The organism is Oleiphilus sp. HI0066, from assembly GCF_001635725.1.
In genome coordinates this window covers 42,922-49,771 of the sequence record NZ_LWFH01001278.1, presented here as the reverse complement: position 1 = coordinate 49,771, position 6,850 = coordinate 42,922, and the positions used below count along the sequence as shown (strand labels likewise).

At 42.8% G+C, this 6,850-nt stretch carries 6 protein-coding genes and 1 pseudogene; 3 read left to right on the top strand and 4 right to left on the bottom strand.

Annotation, left to right across the window (positions count from 1 at the left end):
• Positions 1-291: pseudogene (locus A3738_RS31255) on the top strand (hypothetical protein); the annotation flags it as partial.
• A 464-nt stretch (positions 292-755) separates the two neighbouring features.
• Here A3738_RS31255 and A3738_RS18640 read toward each other — a convergent pair.
• Entirely contained in the window at positions 756-1,214 is a 459-nt protein-coding gene (locus A3738_RS18640) for a GNAT family N-acetyltransferase (RefSeq protein WP_068481259.1), read from the bottom strand.
• Positions 1,215-1,423: 209 nt separating this feature from the next.
• On the opposite strand from A3738_RS18640, the gene A3738_RS18635 reads away from it, so the two are divergent.
• Both A3738_RS18635 and A3738_RS18630 read left to right on the top strand, forming a co-directional pair.
• Positions 1,424-2,239, top strand: a complete 816-nt coding sequence (locus A3738_RS18635; RefSeq protein WP_068481256.1) for a lysophospholipid acyltransferase family protein — start codon at positions 1,424-1,426, stop codon at positions 2,237-2,239.
• Complete coding sequence (locus A3738_RS18630; protein ID WP_068481253.1) at positions 2,240-3,211, top strand: SDR family oxidoreductase; 972 nt, start codon at positions 2,240-2,242, stop codon at positions 3,209-3,211.
• Between the two features lie 44 nt (positions 3,212-3,255).
• Here the strand turns inward: A3738_RS18630 and A3738_RS18625 are convergent, their stop codons facing one another.
• The 3 genes from A3738_RS18625 to A3738_RS18615 form a co-directional block, all read right to left on the bottom strand.
• Positions 3,256-3,891: a hypothetical protein gene (locus A3738_RS18625; protein WP_068481250.1), complete on the bottom strand. Its 636-nt coding sequence runs from the start codon at positions 3,889-3,891 to the stop codon at positions 3,256-3,258.
• Between the two features lie 81 nt (positions 3,892-3,972).
• A complete protein-coding gene (locus tag A3738_RS18620; RefSeq protein WP_068481247.1) occupies positions 3,973-5,016 on the bottom strand; it encodes a GMP reductase in 1,044 nt (347 codons plus the stop codon).
• Between the two features lie 180 nt (positions 5,017-5,196).
• Entirely contained in the window at positions 5,197-6,765 is a 1,569-nt protein-coding gene (locus A3738_RS18615) for an inorganic phosphate transporter (RefSeq protein ID WP_068481243.1), read from the bottom strand.
• Positions 6,766-6,850 lie beyond the last annotated feature (85 nt).

The window sequence follows — 6,850 nt, the reverse complement described above, 5'->3', positions numbered from 1 at the left end:
CCAAGTTTGAAATATAAAGAGCCTTCGGTTGGCCGTGATAAGGACTACAGCAAGACAAAGAAACTGCTAAGCAAATTAGACCAGTATGAGATGCTAGGCAATAGGATGGTTGTTGAGTGTGCAGACTATTACCGTTTGCTGAGAAAGAAAGGTATTACGGTCAGAAAGACAGCGGACGTAATCATTGCGACCTTTTGCATAGATAATAAATTGCCGCTGCTATTTACGGATAAAGACTTCAAACCTTTTGTAGAACATTGCGGATTAATATCTGCTATTTCAAAAACATAACAGCTTATTATACGGAATTCCGTATAAACCGCAGACGACAACGCGTCTTCACGATCACCAAAACTCCATTTTTGTTCAATGGATTCAATCACTTAAAGAGCATCCTATCATTAGAAACCAAGATTCTCTTTGCGCAAAAAGAAGACTTGGGTTTACACGGGTCCGTATAAACCCAGAAGCAATTTTTTAAGTAATTGTTTTATAAAACAATATCAGAAGGAAGCGGCAAAAAGACAGACTTATCTCACGGGTTTCATAGGAAGCGATTACCCCAAATCTTCGTGATTCCATTACAACTGTTTATTTATATAGTTTTTTAGCTAATTATCTGAGGACCTTACTGTTAGGTCACAGCAACTATTTTAAGGCTTTCGCATCACTAAATGTCAGCCCCCCTATATGAAGCGGGCATTCGTCATGAAAGGGATTTGATGTCGGCTTTTGTCTAAAATCACCCTCTACTGCTACTCCATCGAAGACGCTCTAAACATATCGATATGTGGTATGCCATCTTCATCGTACTCATCCGACACATTTTCATATCCCAATGAGCGATAGAATTTATTCAGATAAAGTTGGGCTCCGATTCGGTTTCCTTGACCCGGGTATAAACGCTCACTTTCTGCGATAGAGCGTTGCATGAGCTTGACGCCACAACCATCTTTTCTATGACTTTGCGCGACCACAACACGGCCAACCGAAGGCTCTTTATATTTCAAACTTGGAGGAACAAGGCGTGTACATGCCACGACGTCACCGCCCTGCTCTTTTGCAAAAACATGCACCGAGGATTGGTCAAGATCATCAATATCAGGGTAAATACAATCTTGCTCGATTATGAATACGTCTTGTCTAAGTCTTAGAATGCCCAAAAGCTCTTCAACACTTAATTCGGCAAACTGTTTTACATACCACTGTAACATTGTATTGATACCTTTTGACAATAGAACAGGAAAAGAAAAAGTTTATAAGCATTAGGTTATGGAATAATATCTGCTTACGAAACAATTAAAACAAATAGCGCCAATATTTTAACGATAATCATAAGCGGCGTAGAATTTAATCAGTATGTAACGTGGCTCTGGTTAATTAAAATCAAATCCGTGTGCATCAGTATCTCGACAAGAACAATATGAATTTAAAGTCGTTCCTTAAAAAGCAACTGGTTTCTCAAGAACTGGATGAAAAGCTAGATCGCATTGAAAAGCCTGTTGGCTCCTTGGGCTATGATCCATGGGGGTTTAACACCGATATGAACAAAATCGTATTCTCATTGTTTAGCAACATTTACGACAAATATTTTCGTGTTGAAACAAGTGGTCTTGAACACATACCTAATGATGGCCCTGTTTTAATTATCGCCAACCATAGCGGACAGCTCCCTATCGATGGCACCTTAATTGGTTATGCCGTTGCGAATCGCGATCATGCACCGCGCTATCCTCGTGCAATGATTGAGCGCTTCTTTCCCACTGTGCCCTATATTGGAAACATGCTTAATCAATTGGGCGCAGTACTGGGTGACCCTACAAACTGCGCAAAAATGCTCGAAAATGGCGAAGCCGTTATTGTGTTCCCAGAGGGTATTCGTGGCTCAGGAAAGATGTACAAAGACCGATACCAACTGCAGCGTTTTGGCAATGGTTTTGTGCGTCTAGCGATGGAACATAACACGCCGATCGTACCAGTGGGTGTCGTGGGGTGTGAAGAAACAATCCCTGCCATCGCAAATATAAAGCCATTAGCAAAACTTCTGGGTGTGCCATATGTACCGGTTGCCCTGCCCTTTATCTTTCCTGCAAAGGTTCACCTTAATTTTGGTAAGCCAATTTATTTTGAAAACGAAGAGCTCACCGAAGATCAGGTGATCCGACGCGTTGAAAAAGTGAAAAAATCTATCGGGCAGCTCATCGCGAAAGGCCTAGAACAGAGAAAAAGTATTTTTTAAATGAGTAAAACAACAACTAAATCTCAAGCGAGTAAGCGCAACAAACCGATTGTTCTTGTTACCGGTGCAGCGGGGGCTTTGGCTCAACAGGTGATTCAACGATTGCGAAAATCCTGTCAGATCATCGCCGTCGACTTTAGAAAAGAAACCTTTCATAGCGATAATATTCCTAGCTATAAGCTGGACTATAACAAGCGCGTCTTTGAAGATTTATTTAAAACCTACAAGTTCGACTACGTCATCCACCTTGGCCGTATCCAAAGTAGCGAACTCACTATGCAGCGTCGCTATAACGCCAACGTACTGGGCACACAAAAACTCATGGATTTGAGTCATAAATACGGTGTTCGACATGTGCTTATTTTATCGACGTTTCATGTTTATGGTGCTGACGCATACAACCCAGCACTAATCGATGAGTCTGCACCACTCAAAGCAGCAGAGTTAACGCAGGATTTGGTAGATTCAGTCGAGCTTGAAAACCTCGCCAATATTTACCTTTGGAAATATCCTGATTTAAACATCACGATTCTCCGTCCTTGTAATATCGTCGGGCCTGGCGTCAATAACTCTATTAGTCGACTGCTTTCTAGTAAACGTCCGCCTAGCTTACTCGGTTTCTCTCCTGTCATGCAGTTTATTCACATTGAAGATATGGCCGATGCGATTGAGCTTGCGCACAAAAAACACAAGCGAGGCGTCTATAACGTAGCACCGAGAGATTGGGTGGCATTTCAGGATGCACTTGCTTTGTCGGGCTGCCAATCTATCCCTGTACCGTCAATCCCGCCAATGCTGCCACGATTAATTTCGCGCGTACTGAATTTAAAGTCGTTTCCGTCTTATTTGATTAACTACTTCCGTTATCCTGTGGTCATCGATGGAAGCGCGTTTGAAAAGGAATTTGGCTTTACGCCAAAACGACCTTTGAGAGAGATATTCAGAACGTATAAAGATATGAAAGAGAACTAAGTATATTTGATGAGGAGTAACACGGATTACTCCTCATCTGTATATTAGATTTTAAAGTTCACGCCAGCATATACCGTAACTGGGTCATCTTCTGGCTCAAGCGTGGTATTTGTGCCCAAGCCAATAATATCAATCGACTGCCAAGCGCGCGTTCCAAGGTCCACACCAAATACCAATTCAGTGTCTTGATTAAAGTTGTACTCTCCCCCAACACCTGCATCAATGCCGAAGAAGTAAAGCGTATCATCATCAAAATTAATAAACGGCGTATCATCGATTTCTACACTACCGTAAGAGAAACCAAGACGTACAAATGGTTTTATCTCACCTTCACCAAAAGACTTCGCTAGAGAGAAACCAAGTCCTGTAGTGACATTATCAAAGGCTTCAAAGTCTTCAACAAAAAAACTTCCCTGATAGCGCCAGCCCGAAGATTTTTTAGTACCTAGCTTAAGTCGAATACCGACAATATCACCGTCTTCGGTTTGGTCATAAATAGACCCTGAGCGAGAAGGCTCATACGACAAATCAGAACTACCCACATAAATGTCCGAGCCAATATAGGTCCATGAGTTATCAACCGCTGTCGCACTTGTGTTAGTAGACTCTTCAGCAAGGCTAATGCTAGAAGCACACATTAGCGCGCAAATCGGCAAGCAATGCTTTATTTTTAGATTCATATTCTTACACCGTTAATAACACACCAAAAACAAAAAAAGCCCCTTAACAGGAGCTTTTTCAATGCAATACTACAGAACGCTTTACTCTTTTCCGTAAACGTTATTCTCTTGTTCTTGCACACGAATAAAAGTTGTACGCTTCGAAAGCTCTTTCAAGCTATCTGCGCCAACATAGGTACATGTTGAACGAACACCACCAAGAATATCTTGAACTGTGTTATCGACCGGCCCTTTAAATGGCATTTCAACAGTTTTACCTTCTGACGCACGGTAGTTTGCAACGCCGCCAGAGTGCTTGTTCATTGCAGTTGATGATGACATACCGTAGAACAGCTTATACATCTTGCCATCGCGCTCGACTAGCTCACCACCAGACTCTTCGTGACCCGCAAGCATACCGCCAAGCATGACGAAATCAGAACCTGCACCAAATGCTTTTGATACATCGCCCGCACAAGTACAACCACCGTCAGAGATCACGTGACCACCAAGGCCATGCGCCGCATCAGCACATTCAATTGCTGCAGACAACTGCGGGTAACCCACACCAGTTTTCACACGTGTTGTACAAACAGAACCAGGACCGATACCGACTTTAACAACATCCGCACCAGATAGAATTAACTCTTCTGCCATCTCACCCGTTACAACGTTACCCGCAATGATAATCATACTTGGGAAATCAGCTCGCGCACGGCGCAAGAAATCAACAAAGTGCTGGGAGTAACCGTTCGCAACGTCAATACAAATGAAACGTAGCTTAGGGTTCGCTAAAACAATGGCCTTTACTTTATCGAAGTCAGCATCAGACGTACCTGAAGACACCATGATGTGATCGTAGATTGAATCTTCTTGCTTACCAAGCCACTCAGTCCACTCTTCAACGGTGTAATGCTTGTGCATTGCCGTTAACATTTTATAGCTGGCTAATCTTTCAGCCATTTCGAATGTGCCAACGGTGTCCATATTCGCAGCGATAACTGGAACGCCTGTCCATGTCTGACCGCTGTTTTTAAACTTGTACGTTCGTTCAAGACTTACTTGTGAACGGCTTTTTAAGGTTGAACGTTTTGGGCGAAATAAAACGTCTTTAAAACCAAGTTTGATGTCATTCTCAATACGCATTATGAAACTAGACTCACTATTAAATACTGGATTTCCACGGCTAAGGGTAGCAGTGCTCGCGGATTATAGAGAGGTAAATCACAAATTGGGAGAGTAATTTACCTATTTTACACTGCTTAAAATTTAGTCAATTTGACCGTAAACGCAAGAACTCTATATATATCAACCACTTGGTCAACTTTAAACAACAATCCATGGTCTAATCAAGAAGAAAATAGATGCTGCAAGTGCTGCAGAACATGGCACAGTCACAATCCAAGCCGTCACAATTTTCTTAATTGCTGAACGTTTTACGAGCTGCTCTTTGTAAACACTCTTCAAACGCTTACGGTCTTTTTTGTTGATACCAAGCTTTTCCTTCTTCGCTTTTGCTTCTTTAATCAAATCTTCCATTTCTTTTAGATCTGCATTCTGGAAGTCTTCCAAAAACTTCTCTAAACGCTGGCGTTCTTTTCCTTCATGCTGCTCAGCAATCTTGTGCAATTTCACAGCAGAGTTGAAGCGCAAGTACTCACGCAAGAAACCAACACCAAATACACCACCTACCGCAATGTGCGTTGAACTCACCGGCAAACCTAGTTGCGATGCAATAATTACAGTGATCGATGCAGCGAGAGCTACACAGAACGCACGCGACTTATCGATGTCAGTAATTTCAGTGCCAACCGTACGAATTAGTTTAGGGCCAAACAAAAGCAAGCCTAGAGCAATACCAATAGCGCCCACAATCATGACCCAAAGAGGAATAGCTGCCTTGGCAGAAACACCGTGGTTTTGAATCGCATCAGCAATCGCAGCGAGCGGACCAACCGCATTCGCTACATCATTTGCACCATGTGCGAAGCTCAATAGTGCTGCAGCAAAGATAAGAGGAATCGTAAATAAGTTGTTCACTCCATCGCGGTTATTCTTATTTTTCTTAGACGCTTTATCGACTGCTTTACGACTTAAGAAATACACAAAAATAGCGATGACTGCGCCCAAAATTGAAGCGTCAACAAATGACATTGGGAAGATTTTTTTCAAGCCTTTTAACGTAAGGTACGTTGAGAACGACCACGCCATAATCGCAAGCAAGACAGGCACGTAACTTTTAGCGGCCTGTAACATGTTCTCGCTGTGCATAATATTTCGCTTGATATAAAGCTGGAAGCCCGCTGCAATCAAACCGCCAAGAACAGGTGAAATAACCCAACTCGCTGCAATTGCACTCATTTGTCCCCAGTTCGCAATAGCAAAACCTCCTGCTGCGATACCTGCACCAAGCACACCACCTACGATCGAGTGGGTTGTAGAAACAGGCGCGCCAACGAAGGTTGCAAGATTAAGCCACAAGGCACCAGCAAATAATGCTGCAAGCATCAAGGCGATAAAGGTCGTGCTATCGTTGATAGCGGAAGGGTCGATAATCCCTTTCTTAATGGTACTAACTACGTCACCACCTGCGATCAATGCGCCTGCGGCTTCAAAGATGGCGGCAATCGCGATCGCGCCAATCAAGGTCAATGCCTTTGAACCTACTGCCGGACCCACATTATTGGCTACGTCATTTGCACCAATATTCATGGCCATATAACCGCCAATAGCTGCAGAAATTGCAAGCGTAAATCCACCCGGGATACCTTGCATTTGCATTAATACGTAACCTAAAACAGAAACTAAGAACACAAAGCTTACGCCCATCTTCAAAATTTCGTTGTTGGCGTAACCTAAAGCTGTATCGGTCTCAGATAGTTTTTTAGAACTCATTTGAGCACTTCCTTAACAATTAACTCGTCGATTTGGCGTCGCTACTGTCATCTTGCTGTAACAATCCGGTTGCGCATACTAACCA